Source organism: Curtobacterium sp. 179-B 9B NHS, assembly GCF_045370965.1.
Lineage (GTDB): Bacteria > Actinomycetota > Actinomycetes > Actinomycetales > Microbacteriaceae > Curtobacterium.
Window position 1 is genome coordinate 23,410 of the sequence record NZ_JBIQDQ010000012.1, and the last position, 22,065, is coordinate 45,474.

The 22,065-nt window shown below is 69.7% G+C and carries 18 protein-coding genes; 7 read left to right on the plus strand and 11 right to left on the minus strand.

Going from position 1 to position 22,065, the window contains the following annotated elements; genetic code table 11:
* Positions 1-598 precede the first annotated feature (598 nt).
* The 5 genes from ACH0A8_RS11220 to ACH0A8_RS11240 form a co-directional block, all read right to left on the minus strand.
* A complete protein-coding gene (locus ACH0A8_RS11220) occupies positions 599-2,026 on the minus strand; it encodes an O-antigen ligase family protein (protein WP_406907215.1) in 1,428 nt (475 codons plus the stop codon).
* 450 nt (positions 2,027-2,476) lie between these two features.
* The gene (locus ACH0A8_RS11225; protein WP_406907216.1) at positions 2,477-3,427 is read right to left on the minus strand and encodes a hypothetical protein; all 951 of its coding nucleotides are present in this window, start codon (positions 3,425-3,427) and stop codon (positions 2,477-2,479) included.
* A complete protein-coding gene (locus ACH0A8_RS11230) occupies positions 3,424-4,299 on the minus strand; it encodes a glycosyltransferase (protein WP_066652087.1) in 876 nt (291 codons plus the stop codon). Before ACH0A8_RS11230 ends, ACH0A8_RS11225 begins: the two co-directional genes overlap by 4 nt.
* Positions 4,296-5,363, minus strand: coding sequence for a glycosyltransferase (locus ACH0A8_RS11235; protein WP_406907217.1), 1,068 nt, complete (start codon positions 5,361-5,363; stop codon positions 4,296-4,298). The genes ACH0A8_RS11230 and ACH0A8_RS11235 overlap by 4 nt, the downstream gene beginning before the upstream one ends.
* Complete coding sequence (locus tag ACH0A8_RS11240) at positions 5,360-6,454, minus strand: glycosyltransferase (protein WP_200884128.1); 1,095 nt, start codon at positions 6,452-6,454, stop codon at positions 5,360-5,362. Before ACH0A8_RS11240 ends, ACH0A8_RS11235 begins: the two co-directional genes overlap by 4 nt.
* Before the next feature lie 144 nt (positions 6,455-6,598).
* Here ACH0A8_RS11240 and ACH0A8_RS11245 point away from each other — a divergent pair, with 144 nt between their 5' ends.
* The gene (locus ACH0A8_RS11245) at positions 6,599-8,419 is read left to right on the plus strand and encodes a DUF4012 domain-containing protein (protein WP_144411223.1); all 1,821 of its coding nucleotides are present in this window, start codon (positions 6,599-6,601) and stop codon (positions 8,417-8,419) included.
* Positions 8,420-8,858: 439 nt separating this feature from the next.
* Complete coding sequence (locus ACH0A8_RS11250) at positions 8,859-9,416, plus strand: hypothetical protein (protein WP_066652095.1); 558 nt, start codon at positions 8,859-8,861, stop codon at positions 9,414-9,416.
* Between the two features lie 94 nt (positions 9,417-9,510).
* Here ACH0A8_RS11250 and ACH0A8_RS11255 read toward each other — a convergent pair whose 3' ends face one another.
* Both ACH0A8_RS11255 and ACH0A8_RS11260 read right to left on the minus strand, forming a co-directional pair.
* The gene (locus ACH0A8_RS11255; protein ID WP_268746769.1) at positions 9,511-9,639 is read right to left on the minus strand and encodes a hypothetical protein; all 129 of its coding nucleotides are present in this window, start codon (positions 9,637-9,639) and stop codon (positions 9,511-9,513) included.
* A 52-nt stretch (positions 9,640-9,691) separates the two neighbouring features.
* Positions 9,692-10,582 (minus strand): VanZ family protein, encoded by an 891-nt coding sequence (locus tag ACH0A8_RS11260; protein ID WP_406907218.1) that lies wholly within the window; start codon positions 10,580-10,582, stop codon positions 9,692-9,694.
* A 271-nt stretch (positions 10,583-10,853) separates the two neighbouring features.
* Between ACH0A8_RS11260 and ACH0A8_RS11265 the strand changes: the two genes are divergently transcribed.
* The 3 genes from ACH0A8_RS11265 to ACH0A8_RS11275 all read left to right on the plus strand — a co-directional run bounded on the left by ACH0A8_RS11265 (position 10,854) and on the right by ACH0A8_RS11275 (position 17,372).
* Entirely contained in the window at positions 10,854-11,180 is a 327-nt protein-coding gene (locus tag ACH0A8_RS11265; protein WP_066652101.1) for a hypothetical protein, read from the plus strand.
* A 113-nt stretch (positions 11,181-11,293) separates the two neighbouring features.
* Positions 11,294-11,623 (plus strand): hypothetical protein, encoded by a 330-nt coding sequence (locus ACH0A8_RS11270; RefSeq protein ID WP_209684057.1) that lies wholly within the window; start codon positions 11,294-11,296, stop codon positions 11,621-11,623.
* A gap of 346 nt (positions 11,624-11,969) precedes the next feature.
* The gene (locus tag ACH0A8_RS11275) at positions 11,970-17,372 is read left to right on the plus strand and encodes an Ig-like domain-containing protein (protein WP_406907219.1); all 5,403 of its coding nucleotides are present in this window, start codon (positions 11,970-11,972) and stop codon (positions 17,370-17,372) included.
* Positions 17,373-17,524: 152 nt separating this feature from the next.
* Here the strand turns inward: ACH0A8_RS11275 and ACH0A8_RS11280 are convergent, their stop codons facing one another.
* Positions 17,525-18,256 (minus strand): SOS response-associated peptidase, encoded by a 732-nt coding sequence (locus ACH0A8_RS11280; RefSeq protein ID WP_406907220.1) that lies wholly within the window; start codon positions 18,254-18,256, stop codon positions 17,525-17,527.
* A gap of 48 nt (positions 18,257-18,304) precedes the next feature.
* Entirely contained in the window at positions 18,305-18,973 is a 669-nt protein-coding gene (locus ACH0A8_RS11285; protein ID WP_406907221.1) for a hypothetical protein, read from the minus strand.
* 54 nt (positions 18,974-19,027) lie between these two features.
* Between ACH0A8_RS11285 and ACH0A8_RS11290 the strand changes: the two genes are divergently transcribed.
* Positions 19,028-19,411, plus strand: a complete 384-nt coding sequence (locus tag ACH0A8_RS11290) for a YchJ family protein (RefSeq protein WP_406907222.1) — start codon at positions 19,028-19,030, stop codon at positions 19,409-19,411.
* Between the two features lie 92 nt (positions 19,412-19,503).
* Here ACH0A8_RS11290 and ACH0A8_RS11295 read toward each other — a convergent pair whose 3' ends face one another.
* The gene (locus ACH0A8_RS11295) at positions 19,504-20,370 is read right to left on the minus strand and encodes a shikimate dehydrogenase family protein (protein ID WP_406907223.1); all 867 of its coding nucleotides are present in this window, start codon (positions 20,368-20,370) and stop codon (positions 19,504-19,506) included.
* A 58-nt stretch (positions 20,371-20,428) separates the two neighbouring features.
* Here ACH0A8_RS11295 and ACH0A8_RS11300 point away from each other — a divergent pair, with 58 nt between their 5' ends.
* A complete protein-coding gene (locus tag ACH0A8_RS11300) occupies positions 20,429-21,445 on the plus strand; it encodes an iron-siderophore ABC transporter substrate-binding protein (RefSeq protein WP_066652111.1) in 1,017 nt (338 codons plus the stop codon).
* Between the two features lie 207 nt (positions 21,446-21,652).
* On the opposite strand, the gene ACH0A8_RS11305 is transcribed toward ACH0A8_RS11300, so the two are convergent.
* The gene (locus ACH0A8_RS11305) at positions 21,653-22,060 is read right to left on the minus strand and encodes a DUF1304 domain-containing protein (protein ID WP_200884129.1); all 408 of its coding nucleotides are present in this window, start codon (positions 22,058-22,060) and stop codon (positions 21,653-21,655) included.
* Positions 22,061-22,065 lie beyond the last annotated feature (5 nt).

Consider the following 22,065-nt stretch of genomic DNA (forward strand, 5'->3'; position numbering starts at 1 on the left):
CGGCCGAGTCGTCCAGGTTCAGCTTTGGACGCTCGGGCCCGTCGTTCGTGGCATGCGCCGGGCCGTGTTGCGCTTCAGGAATATCACGCGTTCCCCGACGAGCAATCGAGTTGCTCAGGCGACGGGAATTGTTCCAGTAGCCCAGATCAGAGCGAAGCTGAACGAATTGATCGCGCAGTCGACGAACACCCGCTGCACTGGAAACTAGGAGACGTACAGGCCTTAGGAGACGTCTCGCCGGCGGCCGATGAGGTCGAGTCGAGGTCGCCTGGCAGGGTCGACTGCAGCGGGCGTGGGTGCCCCGCGGCACCGTCACCGCTCGGACGCTAAAGCCCCGCGAGCGCTGATGTCGAAGCGACGCCGCGACCGGTGGACGCTCGGCGACGCGTACTCGCTTCCCGAGGCGGCACGCGGTGGGCCCGAGGTTGACCTGCCCGTGCCCGACCCGTTGAGAGCATGGGTACAGTTTCCCGACCGGATCCTCGAAGTCGAAGCGCACGTGCTCGCACGCACCGAGCGAGCCGTCCTCGTCGAGTGTGGGTTCGAGCAGGGGTGCTCACTGCGCGTGGGTGTGGCGGGACGATGTTCGGGGTGTCGGCTAGACGCGCGCGAACTCCCGGGCGCCGACCTTCTGGTCCGGCTCGAGCGCGGGACGCCGGTCCGTCGCACACGCCAGCGCACCGACGAGCGACCCGAACAGGATCGTCGAGGTCGAGCTGAGGGGCACCGGCGCGACGTACGACGCCGCGAGCATCCCCATCAGCGCCGCCGCCAGGGCGAGTGTCGGGACCGACGGGCGGCTCAGCGACCGTAGCAGCGGGCTCGCGACGGCGAGTAGGAACGCCGCGACCCCCAGCAGACCGGTCTTCACCCCGGCCCACAGGTAGAAGTTGTGCGCGTAGTAGGGCGCGTAGTCGAGCGTGAACGCCGACGTCCCGGCCGACGGCTTGTAAGCGAACCCGAACCCGTGGCCGAACACCGGCGCCGAAGCGATGCCGCGCAGCAGCCACGACGTTTCGCTGGCCCGGAACTGCACCGACGCGTCCGTGGCCTGGACGTTCGACGACAGGCCATCGACGACGCGACTCGCGTAGCTCGACACCTGCGTGTTGATGAAGTCGCCGCCAGGCAGCCCCGCCAGGATCGGGCTCAGGACGAGCAGCAGCGCGAACACCCCGATCGCCGTTGCGAAGATCCCGGCGGCGCGCAGTGCGGACGAGACGGTGCGGGTCGCGACGACCGCGAAGAGGATCGCGACCGCGACCGCGAGGATCGAGTTCCGCGAGAAGCTCAGGACGACGATCAGCAGAGCGGGCACCGAAAACGCCCACGTGCTCCGCAGCGTCGCCCGTCGAGCCACCACCAGCGCGACGACCGCGCACAGCACTGCCAGCGCCGGGAACGTCGTGTTCGTGAGCAGCCGCGTAGCGGCACCCGAGTCCGCCCCCGGGTTGGCAAGGCTCGCCTCCTCTGTCCGCCCACCGACCGCAAGCCCAAGCGTCGCCCCGGCGAACACGACGGCCGCGGAGATCCACAGCACCCACCGAATCACGCGGACGGCCGCGTCGCCGATCTGGGTGCCGTACACGCGAACGGCGACGAAGATCATCGCCGCACCCTCGGCTACCGGACGGGCGTCGTACAGCAGCTTTGCGGGCGCGTTGCCGTGCGCAAGCCCGACGAGGGCGCCGAGGGCCACGAAGGACGCGAACGCGAGACCGATCAGGTTCGTTCGCCGGGTGCCCTTCAGCTTCGTGACGGCGTACAGCACGGAGAGCAGCAGGAACGGTTCGTGGGCGCGAATCGTGACGCCGTAAACGTTGAACTCGGTCGGAATGATCGCGGGCAGCGCGATGAACGCCAGGATCAGCGTCAGGTGCACCGTCCACGACGGCCGGGTCGCGAGGATCAGCGCCGAGACTACGACCGCGAGCAGCACCGCGCCGATAGACGGCTCGCGCACACTTAGGGCAGCGGCGGCGATCGTGATGACAACCCCCGCAACGACCACGAGGATCCTTCGCATGATCGGAGAGTAACAGAGCGCTCGCTTCCGCTGGCGGCCGGAGGTATCTTCCGCCGATGTCCATCCTCGGGCTCTAGAGTCTCCAGCGCAGTGGCCGCCGCACTCGTCGTCCTTGGGTCTTCTGTGCGGCGACGCCGGCAGTGCGCGCTCTCTACAGCTGGATTGCCAGTACCCCTGCCCCTCAGTAGCCGGGCTAGGTGGTACGGGCTCTGATCGCGCGGATCGAGGCCGAGCAGATGTTCCGGCACACCTCTCGCGTGGCGCCCGCGGAACGCGACGGCTTCGATCTACCCGCTCCAGTAGCTGACAGGAACGACGAGCGACTCCCTCGAGTTCCAAAGGAATCCGAGGGGGACTGCACGCAGATGGGGCACGCAAAACACGTTTCTGCCCATGGACGCGCCGTTCGGTGGGATCGTTCGCTGGTTCGCCCGGCGGCGAGCGAAGTAGCTAGATCGATGCCCATCCGCTCGCGGCACGGCGTCTTGCCAGGGCAGATATTGAGGTCATTTCGTGTTCGGATACTTCGATCGCCGCGCGGATGGCGCGGAGCCAGTCAGCGGCTGATGACTTCGCAAGCAGATCGGGCCTCTTCGCGAGCAGATCGGACAACGAACTGTCAGATGGGCCGACGAACGGCGTTCCGGTCTCGAGGCACCGCACCGCGACGCCGCTCTGGAAGAAGCGGCGGTACGGGATGAGCACGACCGAGGCTGAACGGATGAGGTCGTCGAGTTCTGCTTCCGGAACGAAGCGGTCGTCGACCTCCCAGCCGGCCACCTTCGGCCATCCTCGACCCGTGATCGTGCACCGTGACGCGGGATGTTCCGCAGCGATCGATCGCAGGAGATCGGTATCTCGGTCCGCCTTGTACTGCCCGAGGACCCGTATGACCGTGTGCTCCGGGCGCTGTCGCTGCAGGTCCGGTTCGAGGATCGGATGGGGAAGCACGCGGATCGTTGCACGAGGGAGCGCCCGCCGCACTTCGTCCGATGCTTGATGGCTCAGGACGATGATCTTCGCGTGGCGACCCAGGGTGCGTGCTGCGGAACGAGCCAGCTTGCCGTACCCGACTGCACGGACCAGCGGTACGGGATCATGCACGGTCAGCCAGGAGTTGGGAAGGACAACCGCCGTCAGCAGAAGGTCCAGGTAGCCGAGCACCGGCCAGGTGATGATCGCGGTACTTCCGGGCGCCCGGCGTTGCCGGGAACGAGCGATCATCAGGGATTTGATGTACCTGCTCACCCAGCGGTAGCGAGACTCATGGCTCACCGATGGTTCCTCGAACTCGAGGACCAGCGGGTCCTGCAGCGATTCCCGCAGGACGCTGACGAGTTCCGAACGGTAGTGGAGAAGTGCACCACCGAGAGGGTTGATCACCAGTGTGCGCCGCGTCAACGGGTCATCCTCTCGGTCAGACCTCGAACGATTCCCTTCACCACGTCGATGACAGGTCGCAAGGATCTCCTCCGAACCACAAGAGGTAGCGCCATTCTCAAGGCGACGAACGGCAGTAGTACCAGGCGTCGAGATTCGCCGTTGAGACGGTGCAGAAGCGCGAGGTTCCGTCCGAAGTACAACATGGGCGTGCCGTTCGAGCTCTGGCGAACCCTTGCCTCAGGAACCCAAACGACCTCGAAACCGGCTCGAGCTATCCGAAGGTGGAGGTCAACCTCTTCGACGTACATGAAGAAGACTTCGTTGACCCGAAGTTCTGACAGCAGCTGCGCTCTGTAGAGGACGAACGCGCCGTCGAGCCACTCTCGACGAGTTGGTGACCCCGACTGCTGCACCGCGTGGACGTCCGCTCGATGATCGTGGTGCCGCGGTACTCTCGCCCACCGTGTGAACCGCCCACCGGTCGACCACACCTTGTCCGCGCCGTCCACCCTGCTGATGAGGGTCGGACCGGCGGCACCGATGTTCGGTGCAGAGCGAACCGCGTCGACGAGGGCGCCTACAGAACCGTCGGCAATCTCAACCTCGTGCGTTGCGACGAGGAGGAGATCGTACGTTGCGTGCGCCTGGAGCTCTCGCACACCGGCGTTCACAGCGGCACCGTATCCGTGATTTGCCACGCTGAGCAGTCGGGTTGAACCCGGCAGGAGCGTCCTGAGTCGGTCTTCGGAATCGTCTTGATCGCTGTTGTCGACAACGACGATGTTCTCTGGCGCCACCCCCTCGTGCACCAGGTCGGACAGTACTTTCTCGATTGTTTCGTAGCTGCGGTGATGAACGACGATTGCTCCGAGGACCTTCTTCGTCGTCATGATGCCGCCTCGGTGCTTCGCCGCAGCCAATGGTCCGCTGCAACACGGCCATCGAACTGCGGTAGCGCCCGGATCACTTCGGCCGGATGCAGCGGCGCATCGAGGGCTGCGGCAAGGGCACCCGCGAGAGCGTCGATCTGCTCCACGTGATGACCGTTCGTGACGAGCCAGTCTGCTAGGCCCGTGTCCGGGGTGCTCACCACCGTCACTCCGGCCCGCAGCGCTTCCTTGATCGGCAGCCCGATCTGTTCGCGCCAGCGGCCTTCTCGGAGGGACGGGGCCGCGAGCACGGAGCTCTGGGTGAGGATGTCGTGAACCTGATCGTGTGGAAGTTGTCCGAGGAATATTCGTTGCGCTGGGTTCTTGTCCGACCAGGTGCGGACCTCTGAGACGAGCTCCCCGTTCCCGATGATCCGGATCTGCCGATCCGCGTGACCCGTTTCGATCATTTCCCAAGCCTTCATCAGTGCGGGAACCCCCTTGCGTGTCTCGAGCGCACCCACGAAGACCGCGCCGCGCCGGTCTTCGGGCAGCGCAGGTCCGGTCGGCCGTCCAGGAAGTTCCTCGATCAGAGTGGAGTGCATCCCCGGTACGAGCGGCAAGCTCTGGTACGCCCGACGGGACCCTTCTGACCCGTAGACGACGGCATCGATCAACCAACGAGCGGAGAGTCCGAGGGCTCCGCGCAGAGGAGCGGAGATCCACCTCGGAACTTTGCGTGTGCCGAGCAGGGCAGTCTCAGGATCGTTGTTCTCGATGGCATAGAAGACACGTCTGGCCGATCGCCGCGATGTCAACTTGTGAACCACCAGCAGCGCGAGCGTGCGCGGAAGTTCGCGAGCCCAGAGAAGCTCGGGTACTTCAAGCGTCTCAACCTCCGCGAAGGCCAGTGTCAGAAGGGCCTTGAGGGTCGACATCGGAACGAAAGCCGGAGCAACCTCGCCGGTGATGTCGTAGTTCGTCTTGAAGTACCAACCTTCTGCTGGCACCAGCTGCTCGTGTCGCTCCACCTGCGCAGCCCTGAGCTCAGGGTAGATGCGGACAGAACGACCGCCTTCCGTCATCGTCGCTTCTCGTCCATCAACCTGCTCAGTGCGAGCTCGTAAGCAGCGCACACTCCGTCCCACGAATAGTCCTGCACCGCACGATCTCTGGCTGCTCGTCCGAACTGATCCTGCTCTGGCGCCTGCATCATCGTCTCGACTCCTCTGACGATTGCATCCGTTGTCGCCTCGACGAAGATTCCTGTCTCGCCGAGTGTCTCTCGGTTGTACGGCGTATCCCGGGCCACCGTGGGGGCACCGCTCGCCATCGCCTGCACGAGCGCTGGGTTCGTCCCACCGACGCTGTGGCCATGGAAGTACGCGCCTGCGTGCTGCCAGAGCGAGCGCAGCTTGTCGTCGTTGTTGACGTGGCCGAGCCAGTGCACGTTCTCGGAGTTTGCGCTCAGCTGTCGAGCTGCTTCATCCAGATGGCCGTTGAAACCGTCACTACCCACGATGACGACAGGCCAGCGGCCTTCGAGCTGCCGGGCCGCGGAGAAGAACTCGTTGACGCTGTTCTCCGGAACGAAGCGTGCGACGTAGAGCACGTACCCCCGGTGCTGCAGACCGTCCTCCACGTCGAGGGCTTCGTGCGTGTCACCGCCGTACGGGATGAACGTGCCGCCCACCCCGAAGTCCCTTCGCCAGCGGTCGCCGATGGCCCGAGCGTCGAAGACGAGTTCATCCGCCCAGCGGGCAGACATCGCTGCGCCCGAGCGGAAGACCGCTTTGGCGACTCGGTTCCACTTGGCGCGGTCCCACTCGATACCGTCGACGTTGAGCAGCGAAGGGATGCCCCGCGCCCGTAACGCCGGCAAGAAGAAGCCATTTGCGACGTTCATGATCAGGGCCACATCGGGCTTGTTGACGAGAGCCGAAGCGGACGCAGTCGCGCCGAAGGAGAGCGTGCTGAGGGACTTCGAGTTGAGGCCCCATGTGTACTTGCTCCGGACGTCTGGATGCGCCGACGGGTCAGTCTCGGTGACCGACCCTCGCCGCCCGTAGACGGTGACGTCCCAGCCGGCTTCAACCAGGTAAGGCGCGAGGCGACGCACGGCTGTCTCGAATCCGCCGTAGTAGCTCGGATAACCGCGTGTGCCGATGATGGCCACAGATCGACGCACAGATCGCTCCGCTCTTGGGTGCAAGGACTTTCATCGTAGAGGGCAATACGAAGTGACCCTCATCATCGATGCTCTGGACGCGGCTGGTCTGGCTGCGACGTCGAACGAATCCTCACCCTTAGACTGAGCCGCATGTCCGACCAGCCCGAGTCGCGACGCGCTGCAGGGAGCCGGGGGTCCAGGGCCCGCGTCGTCTTGTGGACCGTCCTGGCCGTCGTCCTCCTGCTGATCCTCGCCGCCGTCTGGGTGGGGGTGCGCGGTGTGCTCGCCAAGGGGCATCTCGAACGGGCGGTCTCTGACGTCAGCACGCTGCGGTCGCAGTTGACGGACGCGGACACGAGTGCGGCGCAGCAGACCGCGAAGCGCCTGGAGGACGAGGCGTCCGCGGCCCGGTCGCTCACCGGGGACGCGGTGTGGGGCGCAGCCCAGTACGTCCCGTTCTTCGGTACGAACCTGCGTGCTGTGCGCGAGGTCGCCGTGGTCGTCGACGATGTGGCCGACGGTGCGGTGAGTCCCGTCGCCGGCGTCGTCGGTGGGCTCGGCGTCGACTCGTTCGCGCCGAAGGACGGCAAGGTCGACCTCGATCCACTCGTCACCGCGCAGCCGGCGGTCGCGCAGGCGGCCGAGACGCTGACGAAGGCCGACCGCGATGCGCAAGCGATCGACACGAGCGGCACGCTCTCGCCGGTGACGTCTGCGGTCAACCAGCTGCGGAACGCCGTGCAGTCCGCGTCGACGCAGGTCGACACGGCCAACCGCGTCGTGCAGCTCGCACCGGCGATGCTCGCTCGGGACGGCGAACGCAACTACGTGCTCCTGTTCCAGAACAACGCGGAGCTCCGAGCAGGCGGGGGCATCCCGGGTGCCGTCGCGCTGCTCAAGGTGCAGGACGGGTCGATCAAGCTCGAGAACCAGGCCGCGGGTTCGTCCTTCGGCCCCTACGAGCAGCCGGTGCTTCCGCTCGAGTCAGACACGGCCAGCCTGTACGGGGACATCACCGGCAGGTACATGCAGGACGTCAACCTCACACCACGCTTCGATGTCACTGCGCAGCTCGCCCGTGAGATGTGGAAGCAGAAGTTCGGGCAGGAGGTCGACGGAGTCCTCGCGATGGACCCGGTGACGCTGAGCTACATGCTCCGGGCGACGGGGCCGGTGCAGCTGGCGACCGGTGAGACCCTCACCTCGGACAACGCTGTCCAACTGCTGCTGAGCGACGTCTACGCCAAGTACCCGGATCCCGCGGTCCAGGACGTCTTCTTCGCCTCAGCCGCGAGCGCGGTCTTCGACAAGGTGTCGAGCGGTGGCTTCGACGCGAAGCGGTTCATCGGAGCGCTGACCCAGGGGACCGACGAGGGGCGCCTCCGTCTGTGGAGCGCGTCGGAGGACGAGCAGCGGCGGCTCGACGGGACGCCGCTGGCCGGCGAGCTTCCCACCGCGTCTCGAGAGACCCGGCAGTTCGGCGTCTACCTGAACGACGGCACCGCCGCGAAGATGGACTACTACCTCGACAAGTCCGTATCGGTCGGATCGTCGGTCTGCCGGCAGGACGGCCGTCCGACCTCCGTGGTCGAGGTCACCCTGAAGAACACCGCACCGGCCGACGCCGCAACGAGTCTCCCCGAGTACGTCACGGGCGGTGGCATCTTCGGTACCGAGCCCGGGAAGATCAAGACGCTCCTCGCGGTCTACGCGCCGGAGAACGCCATCTACCTCGGCTCGACGCAGGACGGCAAGCAGGTCGGCGTGCAGACGGCGACGGACGGCGGGCACCCGGTCGCGCAGCTGCAGACACTGCTCGGACCGGGGGAGAGCACGACGTTCCGGGTCGCGTACCTCGGGGACGCGAAGTTCGCGAACGCCGGTGTCGAGGCGATCTCGACGCCGGGCGTCGAGCAGGGCAAGGTCGAGCCCCTGCGGTTCGAGTGCAAGGACCCGATCCCCGCGAGCTGAGCGCGAACCATACGTCCGCGCCTCGTCCACGGACCGGAGGCGGCGGCGTGTCGAGCCGCGTAGCGCGATTCGAGCTGTCCCCAGAGTGGGGGGTCTGGACTTTCCTGAGCACCCGGCTCAGCCGGTCCCAGGTGGGACTGCGCGCGGCCCGGCGCTGTCGGCGGTAGTACCCGCAACGGCCTCTCAACTGGGGTTTTCGCCGGGGAAGGACGCCTCCTGACGGGGTGTCGAGCGATGCAGAGGTGTCCCTGATGCGCACCGGGACCGGCTCGATCTCGAAAAAGTTTCGGATCTGGTGGCAACAACCTGAGGATTCCCGCTAGATTGAGGGAACTTCGCCATAGCGACCGCTTGCTCCTTCACGGCTTGCGTTTGGGGGGAGTGCCACGGGCTCTGGGTGTCAGGGTCTGCAGGATCAGATTCTTAGGGGAAACACTTCATGAAGAAGCTCATCGCAGCTGCCGTCCTCGCGGGCGCAGCGTTCATCGCCATCCCGACCGCGGCGAACGCTGCCGGCTACGCGCCGGACTCGAGCGTCTCCGTCTCGGGCAGCTACGTCGCGGGCGGCACCGCCAACGTCAGCTTCACCGACGGTGCATTCCAGAACGGCGAGACCGTCAACGTCCAGGTGACCGGCGCCGGCGCCGTGACCCTCGGTGCGCTGCCGACCACGACGGTCTCGAAGGCCTACACGGCTTCGCCGACCGGCGCGCTCGTCGTCAAGGTCACCTTCCCGGCCGGTGCTTCGGGTACCTACAACCTGACCGCCACGGGCGCCACCTCGGGCGTCGTCGGCCTCGCCTCGTTCACCGTCGCCCCCGGCGACACCGCCGTCACGGTCGGTTCGAACGGCAACTCCGGCACCCCCGGCCAGCTCGCCTTCACCGGTGGCACCATCTCGACGCTCGGCCTCTGGGCTGCCGGCGGCGCCATCGTTCTCGGTGGTGGCCTCCTGGTCGCCCGCAAGTCGGTCCGTCGTCAGCACGACGCCGCCTGAGCACAGCTGAACTGAACGAAGCCCCCGGCACCTCGGTGCCGGGGGCTTCGTGCTGTCGTCGGTGGAGGAACGAGGACGGGTCAGGTCGGACGGATCAGGTGACGACCAGGGCGATCGCCACGACGGCGATCACGACGAGCGGCGCGACGATCCACAGCCACCAGGGGAAGGTCGACGGCCGGCGGTAGGGGCGATGGTGCTTCCGATCGGGGTTCGGGTCCATGCGCTGACCGTAGGCCGCGCTCGGGCCGAGCGGCGCGTCCGTCGTCAGATCGTCACACTGCGGCCCGCGACTGTCCGCCAGCCGCGCTCACGCGGGCCCGCCCCAGCACCACGATCCCCAGCAGGACCCCGAGCACCGCTCCGGAGGTGTTCGACAGCACGTCGTCCACCGACGCGAACCGCGCCGGCAGGAACAGCGCCTGCACCGTCTCGATCGCGCAGCTCGCCAGGAACCCGCCGAGCATGCCGACCCACCACGCGCGTGCCCCGAAGAGCAGCAGCACGAAGAACCCGAACGGCACGAAGAAGAGCACGTTCGCGGTGAACTCGACCGATCCGTAGTCGAGCCACTGCGGAGCGCCGAGACGGTGCCCCGCGGCGATCGCGCGCGTCAGCCACGGGTGGATCCCGCGGTCGACGGGGGAGCCCGCCGTCGCCACGAGCACCACCAGGAGCGCGTAGGCGGCCGCGAGCGTCCACGCCACCCGCCTCGTTCGTCCCGACGCGTGCGCGGCGCTGTGTCGCGCGTGCCAGGCTGCGTCGAGCAGCGCCCCGATCGCGACCCCGACGAGACCCGCGAGCACGACGGACCGGAACCGCTCGCCCGGGGTGGAGGACTGTGCCGCCACGACGACGGCGGCCGCCAGCACGACGACGGCGCTCACCAGGGCGCGTCCCGCCACCCCGGCCGGCCGGGAGGCCCGGCTCGCCCTCGCCAGCAGCACCGGCAGCAGGGCGGTCACCAGGGTCACCGCGATCGCGGCCACGAAGCCGTCACCGAGCGTCAGGGTGCCGTGCCCGAGCGCGCGCAGCGCGCCCACGAGGTGGAGCAGCGCGGACCGGACCCGGTCTGCGAGGCCGGGCACCAGCAGGACCGCGCCCACGAGCACGACCGCAGCTACCATCCCACTCCGCACGATCGTGGTCCTCGTCCTGGTGCTCATCGGGAACGACGCTAGCGGGCCGCGCCTCCCGTCCGGGATGGACGCGAGGGGACCTCGCGAACCCGCGGGAACCGGTTCATCCACGGAACGAGTACCCCGATCGCGCACCTGTACCCCGTTCCCGCGTCCCCCGACCCCGGAAATCCGGGGCTGTACCCCGATCCGTATGCACGAAACCCGTGAATGGACGGGCATCGCTGGCGTCGCCGGGGGACGTTCTCGTACGGTTGCACCATCACCTGATGTACCCCGGATCGCGAAGGAGAGCGACATGAGCACCACCGTCACCACCGACACCCGCGAGGTCACCCTCGACACCGACACGGTCGACGTCATCGCGATCCTCGAGGCCGAGGCAGAGCACTCCGGCCGCGCAGCACGTGCCAAGACCACGTGGACGCAGGAGGACGACGGCGAGTGGATCGCCAACTACGGCGGCTACTTCGGCGGCAGCGTCGACAAGCGCGACGGCCGCTACGTGGCCTCGGACACCTTCGGACTCGTCGTCGGCGACTTCGCCACGCTCGAAGAGGCCCAGACGAAGCTCTCGGACCAGCTCCACGTGATGCTGCCGGCCGTGATCCGTCCGGTCGCGTAGTGCCCGACGACCATCCGGCCCTCGCGGCCAGCACCACCAGCCAGACCCGTACCACCAGCACGGCCCGAACCACCAGCACCGTCCAGCACCACAGCAGCACGAGGAGTACCACCATGAGCACCAGCGTCGCCAACAGCCAGCAGGCCGAGGTGACCGTGGACACGGCGACAATCGAGGTCATCACCGGCATCGCTGCCGGCGTCGTGTCCCCCGATGCACCGGCCCGGGCGCACGTCGTCTGGTCCGAGGCCGACGCGGGGCTCTGGGCGGCGAACTACGGCGGCTACTACGGCGGCGTGATCGACCAGCAGGGCGCACACTTCTTCGTGTCCGACACCTTCGGTCAGTACGTCGGCGACTTCCGCTCGCTGCACGAGGCGCAGGACCGTCTCGCCGAGCGGCTCCACCAGCTGCTGCCGGACGTGCGCCGCACGCTCGACTGAGCAACGATCCGACCGGGAGGCCCGGGTCACCTCCGCCACTCGGCGGACGTGACCCGGGCCTCCCGTCGTCGTGCGCCCGCCGCGACCCTCGCCGCGGGGCGGCCAGCATGCACCCCCAGTTCGAGGAGGGTCCCCCACACTGGGGACCGGTGTTGACCCCTGACGCACTCAGTGTCCTGCCAGGATCGGGACGACGCCAGCGACCGTCCCTCTGCACGGACCGTCACGACAGCTCGGCGTCGGCATCGTCTCGACCCGAAAGTGACTCATGCTGCCTGTGCACCAGGGCACCCGTGTGCCCGCACGCGCTCACGCGCGCCCACGACCCGGTATCCGTACCGTCGCCATGCTCGGCGTCGCCCTGCTCGGCGCCGTCGGTCTCACCCAGGCCGTGGTGGCCGACCCGGCTGCGGCTGCGTCCGGACTCCGTTGCGACCAGAACACCGTGTACGCGATCAACGGTGCGGGTAACCTCGCGTCCATCGACGTGACGAGCCACGCTTCCGAGGTCAAGGCGAGCATGAGCCCGGGCAACAACGCCCTCGGACTCGCGAAGAACGGTGTCGCCGCCTACGCGTCGTTCAACGGGACGACGCCCGCGGGCAGCGCGAACACCATCACCACGTACGACGCGGTCAACGAGCAGCGGCTCCCCGACGTCAAGAACGCCGACCCCTCCGGCGCGCGTGCGTTGCTGCGCGGCGCGGTCAACCCGGTGACGGGCCTGTACTACTACGCGGGCAACGGGGCGAGCGCCTACCTCGGCGCGTACGACCCGAACACGAAGACCCGCATCGGCCAGGTCGGCTCCCTCGGGAACCTGCAGACGGGCATGAACGGCGACATGGCCTTCAGCACCCGCGGCCTGCTGTTCGTGGTGACCGGCAACCAGGTCCGTCGCGTCGACGTCGAGACCGTGCCGACCTCCGCCGGTCGACAGGTGCTGTCGACCTCGTTGGTCGCGACGCTGCCGAGCAACCAGGCCGACGCCGGGGGCAGCCCGGGCATCGCGTTCTCGTCCGACGGCTACCTCTACGCGTCCATCGGCACCACGATGTACAAGATCAACCCGAGCTCCGGCAAGCAGGTCGACAGCTTCACCATCGGTGGGGACTTCCAGCCGTCGGACCTCGCGACCTGCAACTACGCGAACACGCTCGCCGCGCAGTCGAGCGTCGACGAGCGGTGGAACGCTGGCGACCAGTTCGGTCTCCGCGTCGACGGCGATCAGATCTCCGCGGGCAACACCGCCGACACGACGAGCACGAGTGCCGGCGCGCAGACGCCGAAGGCCGGTGCCGTACTGACGCTGCCGGACACGACCTACACGGCGACGCAGTCCGCCAAGGGGACGACGGACCTCGCGAACTACGACACGACCTGGCAGGCGGTCGAGCTGAACAGCGGTCGGACCGTTGCATCGGGAAGCGGCAACAACGCGTCCTTCGTGTTCCCGCACGCGACGACCGCGGACGGCAGCGACATCGTCGTCACCTTCGCCAACACCGTGAAGGCCACACACGTCGCGACCACCGCCGACACCGCGACCACGACCACCGGTACCGCGGTGATGAAGAGCGCCGCCGACGGTGTGCTCGCGAACGACAGCGGTACCGGCCTGAGCGTCGTCTCGAACACGCAGCCCGCACACGGTTCCGCGACGGTCCGTGCCGACGGGTCCTACACGTACACGCCGGCCGCGGGCTTCTCCGGCACCGACTCCTTCACCTACACGGCGAAGGACTCCTCCGGGCAGACCGCGACGAGCACCGTCACCGTGACGGTCCAGCCGACCGGCGCCGACGACGCCTTCTCGGTGCACGCCGGCGGGACCTCGACGGCGGACGCGACCAAGGGCCTCCTGGCCAACGACGGCGGCAGCGACCTGACCATCACGAGCCACACCGACCCGACGCACGGCACCCTCGAGCTCGGGAAGGACGGGTCCTACCGGTACACCCCGGCCCCCGGCTTCTCGGGCACCGACTCCTTCACCTACACCGCGACCGACGGCAACGACACCACCACGACGGCGACCGTCACCGTGACGGTGCTGCCCGCGGCCGGCGCCGACGCGATCACCGTGACCGCCGGCGGACCGACCACCGTCGGTGCCCCGGGCCTGCTCGGCAACGACCAGGGCACCGGCCTGACCGTCACCGGCTCGACCCAGCCCGCACACGGCACGGTCACCGTCGGGAAGGACGGCTCGTACACGTACACCCCGGCCGACGGCTACTCCGGTGACGACACCTTCGACTACACGGTCACCGACGGCAACGGGAAGTCCGACACCGTCACCGTGACCGTCCTCGTGCGCCCCGCGGCGGTCGACGACACGATCACGCTGCCCGCAGGCGGCACCGCCACGGCGACGACCCGCGCCGACGGCGTCCTCGGCAACGACCGCGGCACCGGCCTGACGATCCGCTCGAACACCGAGCCGACGCACGGTTCGCTGACGCTGGCACCCGACGGCACCTACTCCTACGTGCCCGCGACCGGGTTCTCCGGCACCGACACGTTCACCTACCAGGCCACCGACAGCGCCGGCACGGTCGTCAGCGGCACCGTCACCGTGGTGGTCGTGCCCGTCGCTTCCGACGACCGCGCGGCGACGACGGCGAACCGTCCCGTCGCGATCGACGCGGCGGCGAACGACACCGGTACGGACCTCACGCCGAGGATCGCCACGGCTCCGGCCCACGGCACCGCGGTCGTGAACGGGGACGGTGCCGTCGAGTACACCCCGGCCCGCGACTGGTCCGGTACCGACACCCTCTCCTACACGGTGACCGACGGCTCCGGCCGGACGTCGCAGCCGGCGACCGTGACGATCGCGGTCTCGCCGACCGCCCGCCCGGACACCACCTCGACGACGGCCGGCACCCCGGTCACCGTCGCGGCGACGGCCATGACGAGCAACGACTCCGGTACCGGGCTCACCGTCACCGGCGTGGGCAAGGCCTCGAACGGCACGGTCGTGCTCGACGCGGACGGCAACGCCGTGTTCACCCCTGCCGACGGCTTCTCGGGTACCGGCTCGTTCTGGTACGACGTCCGTGACGCCTCGGGCGGCACCGACTCCACCTGGGTCGTCGTCGTGGTCGGACCGCAGGCCACCGCGGACTCCGCGACCGTCCCGGCGTCCACCACGCTGACCGTCCCCGTGGCGGAGGGCGTCCTGGCGAACGACCATGGCACCGGCCTGACCGCGACGATCGACGAGCAGCCGCTGCACGGCACGGTCGACCTCGCCGCCGACGGCTCGTACACCTACACGCCGACCGCGGACTGGTCGGGCTCGGACCGCTTCACCTACACGGCGAAGGACGCGTCCGACACCGACGAGAAGAGCACCGGGCTCGTGACGATCACCGTCACGCCCCGCACCGAGGACGACCGGATCCGCACCGCGGCCGACCAGCCCGTCACGGTGACCTCGGGTGACCTGACCGGCAACGACCACGGTTCCGGCCTCACCGTCACGTCGGTCGGGCAGCCCAGCGCCGGCACCGTCGTGCTGAACGCCGACGGCACCGTCACGTACACCCCGGCTCCGGGGACCTCGGGCACGGCGACCTTCCCGTACGGGGTCACCGGCGCGAACGACGAGCAGGCCGCGGGCACCGTCACGGTGACCATCACGCCCGTGGTCGCCGCGACCGACGCCGACGCCACCGCCGACGGCACCCTCGTGGTGCCCGCAGACAAGGGCGTGCTCGAGGGCGCGACCGGCACCGGCCTGACCGTCACCGACAACACGGACCCGGGCCACGGCACCGTCGAGGTCGGGAAGGACGGCTCGTACACGTACACGCCCGAGCCCGGGTACTCCGGCAAGGACACCTTCGACGTGACGATCACCGACGGCTCCGGGAACACCACGACCGGCACCGTCACGATCACCGTCGCACCGAAGGCCGTCGACGACACCGCGACGACCACGACGGGGACCCCGGTCGACGTCGCCGTGACCGAGAACGACAAGGGCACCGCGCTCCGGGTGACCGGCGTCGGCACGGCTGCGAACGGCACCGTCCGGATCTCCGACACGACCGGCACCGACGGCACGGCCGCCCGCGACACCGGCGTGACCTACACGCCCGCCGACGGGTTCTCGGGCACCGACGCCGTCACCTACACGGTGACCGATGCCGCCGGCTCGACCGCGACCGCCACGGTGCGCGTCACCGTCGCACCCACCGCGACCGACGACGTGCTGCAGACCACCGCCGGCACCCCGCTCGCGCTCGGTGGGACCGTGCTGACCGGGAACGACCACGGCGCCGGGCTCACGGTCACGGACCACACGGCTCCGCGCCACGGCACGGTGACCACCGCGGCGGACGGCTCGCTCGTCTACACGCCGACGACGGGCTGGTCCGGCACGGACACGTTCACGTACTCGGTGACCGACGCCGCCGCGCAGACCGCGACCGCCACGGTCACGGTCCTGGTCGGCAACGTCGCGACAGCCGACCACGGCACCACCACCACGAACGGCACGCTGCGGGTGTCCGCGGCCTCGGGCGTCCTGACCGACGACTCCGGCGCGGGGCTCTGGGCGAAGATCGACCGGCAGCCGGAGCACGGCACGGTCGAGCTCCGCAAGGACGGCTCGTACGTGTACACGCCGGCTGCCGGCTTCTCGGGCACCGACACCTTCACGTACACCGCGGTGGACGCCGAGGGCTCGACGTCGACCGGCCTCGTGACGATCACCGTCACCCCGGTCGCGACCGACGACCGCACCAGCACCGCCGCCGGCACCCCGGTGACGGCGGTCGACCCGGGCGTGCTCGGCAACGACCACGGCTCGGCCCTGCGGGTCGTGTCCGCGGGGACGGCTCGGCACGGCACGGTCCGCATCGCCGGCGCAGGGACGTTCGTCTACACGCCGGACCAGGGCTTCTCGGGTGTGGACTCGGTCACGTACCGCGACCACGACCTGGAGGGCCAGGCCGCGGACGCCACCGTGTGGATCACCGTCGGGATCGACGCCGTCGACGACAGCGCACGGACCGTCGCGGGCACCCCGGTCGCCCGTGACGCCCGGCACGGCCTGCTCGGCAACGACCGGGGGACGGGCCTGACCGCCGCCCTCGACCGGAAGCCCGCGCACGGCACCGTCTCGGTGCAGCGCGACGGCTCGTACCTGTACGAGGCCGCGGACGGCTTCACCGGCACGGACCGGTTCACCTACACGGTGACCGACGCCTCCGGGCAGACGACGACGGCCACCGCGGTCATGACGGTCGTCGCGGCCGCCACCGCCACGGACGACTCGGCTGTCGGTGCCGTGGGCCACCCGGTCACCATCCGCCCGATCGACAACGACCACGCCAGTGGCGGAGCGCACTTCGTGGCGACCACGCTGCACCTGGTCGACCCGGCCACCGGCGCACCGACCGACCGGATCGTCGTGCAGGGCATGGGCACCTGGCAGGTCGACCGCGGCCAGGTCGTGTTCACCCCCGAGCACGGCTGGGCAGCGCGCACCTCGATCGACTACACCGTGCTCGACAGTGCCGCGCAGCTGGTCCGCGCGACCATCGAGGTGTCCTACCCCACCGGGATCGCAGCGGTCGCGCACATCGCAAAGCTCGCCTTCACCGGCACCACGGGACTCGTCGGACTCGGCCTGGCCGCGGTCGCGATGGTCCTGGCCGGGGCGTTCCTGGTGGTCCGCCGCCGAGGTGACGGTACCGCCGTCGTGACGGGGACGCGCCGCCGCAGCGGGTCCTGACGACCGCACCCCACCACCGGACGGGAGGCCCGGATCACGTCAGCCGACAGGCGCACGTGATCCGGGCCTCCCGTCCGTCGTCCGTGGTGGCGACCCGACGTCGGGTCGCCGTGCCCTCGGGGGTCAGCGGACGGGCCCGTGGCGCGCAGCGCTCACCCGATGGGTGCGATGAGCTGCGGGCCGTCGTTCCGCACGCTGTTCACCGCGCGGGAGACCTCGTACTGCTCGAGCCCGGCCGCGACCGCGAGCGACTCGTGGTCGAGCAGTGCGAGCAGGTCGTCGGAGCCGAGGTCGCCGTCCAGCCAGTCGTCGTAGCCGTCCGGGGTGAGGAACGCCGGCATCCGGTCGTGGACCTCGCCGGGCGCGACGTGCGCGTCGCGGGTGATGATCGCGAGCGACAGCCGCCACTTGTCCGGGTCGTCCTCGGGCTTCGTCGGGTCCGGCCAGGCGCTCACGATGCCCGCCATCGCCAGAGCGCCGTCGGGCTCGTGCACGAAGTGGGGCTCCTTGCCGTCCTCGCGCACGACCCACTCGTAGTACCCGAGCGCGGGGACGATGCACCGGTTCGTCGCGAAGGCCCGCTTGAACATGCCGCTCGTCGCGACCGTCTCGATGCGGGCGTTGATCGGCTTCGGCCGCTGCTTCCGGAAGTCCTTCGCCCAGCTCGGTACGAAGCCCCAGCTGATCTGCGGGAGCTGGCGCTGCCCGTGGCGCTGCCGGACGGCGTACACGGGGTCGGTCGGCGCGACGTTCCAGCTCGGAGCGAGGCCGGCGTGCACCTCGCCGGTGTCCTCGTCGACGTGCTCGGTGCGCGCCGCGAGCTCACCCACGAGCTCGGGCAGCAGATCGGCCGTGGTGTCGGAGACGACGAACCTTCCACACATGCGCCCAGTGTGCCCGCCGCGGCCGACAGTGGTGCGCGCCCGCGGCCGTCACTCGCCGGGCAGACGGACCTTCGACCCGTGGGGGTGCCGTCGCCGGAGCGGACGGTGCCCCGGCGCGGGTGGTGCCGTCTCGAGCGCCGCGAGACGGGCACGTTCGGCGAGTCCGAGCCGCGCCACCATGTCCGGGAGCGTGAAGAGGTACACGAAGGGCCACAGGATCACGAAGACCTCGACCTGTCCGGAGACGAGCGCCGTGATCCCGCCGGAGGCCGCCCCCACCAGGAGCGGCCCGAGCCGCGAGAGCCGTCGCACCAGTCCACGCTGCAACAGCGGCACGTCGATCAGGACGGCCTCGCGGTCCTCGGGCGCGATCGGCTGCGCTCGCCGGCCGATGTAGGGCTGCACCGACCACCGGACGGACAGCTGCCAGTCGGGTCGCACCTGTCGCCCGTTGATCCGGAGCTCGGGACCGATCTCGCGAGCCGTCGGGAAGCACGAGAACGCCACCGCGAGGACTCCGAGCGTCGCGAAGGTTATCGCGGCGACCGGGCGGAGGACGCCGGGGCCCACCCAGGCCCACGCCCACTCCGTCGCGACGAAGACGACGAGGGCGACCGCGGCGACGGCTCCCGCGGACCACAGGGCACGACGGGCCCGCGCCGCGTCGACGACCTCCCAGAGGCGCCCGCGCAACACCTGCCATCCGAGTCGGTACACGGAACCCTTCTACGCCGCGAGGCTGCGAGGACCGGCCGCTGCTAGCGTGCCCGGGTGGACGACGAACAGCGCTGCCCCTGCCTGAGCGGCAACCCCTACGGCGAGTGCTGCGGGCCCCTGCACGCCGGTGCCGCCGCCCCGACCGCCGAGCGGCTCATGCGCTCCCGGTTCACCGCGTTCGCGCTCGGGCTGCCGGAGTACCTGCTGCTCACCTGGCACCCGCGCACCCGGCCGGACGAGCTGACGCTCGACCCGACGCAGCGCTGGACGCGCCTGGACATCGTGTCGACCCGGTCGGGAGGTCCGTTCGACTCCGCCGGGCAGGTCGCCTTCCGCGCGTGGTGGCGCACCGACGACGACCGCGGGACGCTCGAGGAGACGAGCGAGTTCGTCCGCGAGCAGGGGCGGTGGTTCTACGTCGACGGTGTGGTCGCCTGAACCGTGGTTCACCGTCGACGGGGTCATCGTCTGAACCGTGGTTCACCGTCGACGGCGTCGTCGCCTGAACCGTGGTGCCTGAGCGCTGATCGTCAGGCGGTGATGGTCGCCGGCAGCCCGACCGCGAGCCGCATCGCCCGTCGGACCGCGGCCTCGTCCGGCAGCAGCTCGGTGTCGTCGCCGGACACGAAGAACCGGATCTGCCCGATCGCCTGCTCCGTCAGCATGTCCAGCCCGTTGAGCACCCGGCCCCCGGCAGCGGCCCAGCGTCCGGCCGCGGCGGTCGGCCAGGGCTCGTAGGCGACGTCGAACAGCACCGCGTCCGGCCCGGAGGGCAGCAGCTCGAGCGGATCGGCCGCGCCGCCGGGCAGCGTCGACACGAGGAACCCGTGCCGCGTCCCCGGCAGCGAGTCGATCGGCAGCACCTCGAGCGTCACCCCGAGGCGCACCGCCAGGTCCACGAGGGAGCCGGCCTTCGCGGTGTCGCGGAGGAAGAGCCGCACGTCGACCGCGCCGAGCCGCACCGCAGCCGCGAGGGCGCTCGCCGCAGTGGCCCCACCGCCGACGATCGTTGCCTCGCCCGGCAGGTGCCCGAGTGCCTCCACCGGTCGGACGATGCCCTCGACGTCGGTGTTCGCGCCGGCCAGGACGACGCGGTCGCCCTCCTGCCGGAACGCCACGGTGTTGGCCACCCCGAGCTCGTCGACGAGCGGGGTGGTGCGGTCGAGCATCGGCAGCACGTCCCGCTTGAGCGGCATGGTCAGGCTGAGCCCGCGCCAATCGGGACCCAGCCCCGCGACGAACGCGTCGAGCCCACCGGAGGCGACCTCGTGCCTCCCGTACGTGAACGGCAGCCCGAGCGCGTCGTAGGCCGCCGAGTGCAGCGTGGGGGAGAGCGAGTGCGCGATGGGGGAGCCCAGCACGGCCAGCCGGGTCCGGTCGGGGTCGGTGAACTCCACGTCCGGAGCCTAGCCGCTCAGCGCCCTCGACTGGGGTGCTTAGGGTAGCCTTACCTGCGTGATCCGAACCTCCCCCTCAGCGCGCCGCGTCCGCCGCGTGCTCGCGGCCGCCGGCGCCGTCGTCGCCGCGTCCCTCGTCCTCGCCGGGTGCACCTCCGGCTCCTCGTCGCCCGCCGCGTCCGACGGTGCCTCGGGCTCGGGCGGCGCGTTCCCCGTCTCGATCCAGACCGCACTCGGCACGACCGAGATCCCCTCGCAGCCGAAGCGCGTCGTCGCCCTCGGCTGGGGTGACGCGGAGACGGCGCTCGAACTCGGCGTGCAGCCCGTCGGCGCCAGCGACTGGCTCGCCTTCGGTGGCGACGGCGTCGGGCCGTGGCTCAAGGACGCGTACACGAAGAAGCCGACGATCATCCAGACGCTCGAGCCCAGCTACGAGCAGATCCTCAAGCTCAAGCCGGACCTCATCCTCGACACGAAGAGCTCGGGCGACAAGGACCGCTACGCGAAGCTCTCGGCGATCGCGCCGACCGTCGCGGTGCCGAAGGGCGGCGCGAACTACCTCACCACCACCGAGCAGCAGGTCGACCTCGTGTCGCGTGCACTCGGCAAGGAGTCCGAGGGCAAGAAGCTGCTGACCGACCTCGACGACGCGTACGCGGCGGCGCGGAAGGCGCACCCCGAGTTCGACGGCAAGACCGCCGTCGTCGGTTCGTACACGGCGGACGGCTTCGGCGCGTACGCCTCGAAGGACAGCCGCTCCACCTTCATGCAGCAGCTCGGCTTCACCATCCCGAAGGCCGTCGACCAGCAGGCCGGCGACGCGTTCTCGGTGAGCCTGTCCGAGGAGAACCTCGACCTGCTCGACGCCGACCTGACCGTCGTCCTGCCGATCTACGTCGACGCGTCGAAGGCCGAGTCCGACCCGCTGTTCCAGAAGGTGCCGTCGGTCGAGGCCGGGCACTCCATCGTCGTCGACGACGCGGACGTGTCGAACGCGTTCTCGCTCGGCACCACCGCCGCCATCGAGTGGGCGCTCGACCGGCTGCCGGACGAGTTCGCGAAGAAGGTCGGCTGACCGACCGCCACAGGGGGAGTACGGGAGACGCCGGGTCGCGAGTCGCGACCCGGCGTCTCCCGTTGCGTGCGTCCCTCGTTGCGTGCGGGGCGTGCGGGGGCGTGGCGACCGGCGGCGACGAATGGTGCGCGGCCGCCGGACGGGAGGCACGGTGCGGGGCGGCACCGCGCCTCCCGTCCGACGTCTGGTGCCGTTCCGCGCGTTCCGCTACGCGGCGGTGAAGGTGGAGCCGATGAACGCGAAGAGCAGGGCGATGAGCGGCAGCGAGCCCTGCACGAACGCCGAGTTCAGGTACCGGCGACCCGTGCCGGCCAGGACGACCGCGGCGCCGAGCATGCTCGCGCTCGAGAACACCACGAGGGTCCACCCCGTCGCACCGCTGCCGGTGACGACCAGCACGACGCCGAGGATCGCGCCGATGGCGAGGAACAGGTTGTAGAAGCCCTGGTTGAACGCGAGGGAGCGGGTGGCCTGCGCCTCGGACTCCGAGGCGATGCCGAACACGCGGCGCACGCGAGGACTCGTCCATGCGACGGACTCGAGGAAGAAGATGTACACGTGCACGAGGCCCGCGAGGACCGCACACACGCCCGAGATCACGAGCAGGACCGACATGGCCT